The 1,473-nt window shown below is 53.0% G+C and carries 1 rRNA gene (cut by a window edge); it reads left to right on the forward strand.

Annotated elements, in window-relative coordinates:
- A 23S ribosomal RNA gene (locus AC1RL4_RS29180) occupies positions 1 to 1,399 on the forward strand; its annotated part reaches 1,538 nt to the left of the window's first position; the annotation flags it as partial.
- Positions 1,400 to 1,473 lie beyond the last annotated feature (74 nt).

Raw genomic sequence — 1,473 nt, forward strand, 5'->3', positions numbered from 1 at the left:
CCAAGGCCGAGAGCTGATGACGAGTGTTCTTTTAGAACACGAAGTGGTTGATGCCATGCTTCCAAGAAAAGCTTCTAAGCTTCAGGTAACCAGGAACCGTACCCCAAACCGACACAGGTGGTTGGGTAGAGAATACCAAGGCGCTTGAGAGAACTCGGGTGAAGGAACTAGGCAAAATGGCACCGTAACTTCGGGAGAAGGTGCGCCGGTGAGGGTGAAGCATTTACTGCGTAAGCCCACGCCGGTCGAAGATACCAGGCCGCTGCGACTGTTTATTAAAAACACAGCACTCTGCAAACACGAAAGTGGACGTATAGGGTGTGACGCCTGCCCGGTGCCGGAAGGTTAATTGATGGGGTTAGCTAACGCGAAGCTCTTGATCGAAGCCCCGGTAAACGGCGGCCGTAACTATAACGGTCCTAAGGTAGCGAAATTCCTTGTCGGGTAAGTTCCGACCTGCACGAATGGCGTAACGATGGCGGCGCTGTCTCCACCCGAGACTCAGTGAAATTGAAATCGCTGTGAAGATGCAGTGTATCCGCGGCTAGACGGAAAGACCCCGTGAACCTTTACTATAGCTTTGCACTGGACTTTGAATTTGCTTGTGTAGGATAGGTGGGAGGCTTTGAAGCGTGGACGCCAGTTCGCGTGGAGCCATCCTTGAAATACCACCCTGGCAACTTTGAGGTTCTAACTCAGGTCCGTTATCCGGATCGAGGACAGTGTATGGTGGGTAGTTTGACTGGGGCGGTCTCCTCCTAAAGAGTAACGGAGGAGTACGAAGGTGCGCTCAGACCGGTCGGAAATCGGTCGTAGAGTATAAAGGCAAAAGCGCGCTTGACTGCGAGACAGACACGTCGAGCAGGTACGAAAGTAGGTCTTAGTGATCCGGTGGTTCTGTATGGAAGGGCCATCGCTCAACGGATAAAAGGTACTCCGGGGATAACAGGCTGATACCGCCCAAGAGTTCATATCGACGGCGGTGTTTGGCACCTCGATGTCGGCTCATCACATCCTGGGGCTGAAGCCGGTCCCAAGGGTATGGCTGTTCGCCATTTAAAGTGGTACGCGAGCTGGGTTTAGAACGTCGTGAGACAGTTCGGTCCCTATCTGCCGTGGACGTTTGAGATTTGAGAGGGGCTGCTCCTAGTACGAGAGGACCGGAGTGGACGAACCTCTGGTGTTCCGGTTGTCACGCCAGTGGCATTGCCGGGTAGCTATGTTCGGAATAGATAACCGCTGAAAGCATCTAAGCGGGAAACTAGCCTCAAGATGAGATCTCACTGGGACCTTGAGTCCCCTGAAGGGCCGTCGAAGACTACGACGTTGATAGGTTGGGTGTGTAAGCGCTGTGAGGCGTTGAGCTAACCAATACTAATTGCCCGTGAGGCTTGACCATATAACACCCAAGCAATTTGCGCTTAAAAGCCAGATTGCGGTGTGTGAAGACGCAATGAACCGAAAGTTCGCACC

It is taken from the genome of Pseudomonas sp. GW822-FHT07A10 (assembly GCF_058798795.1).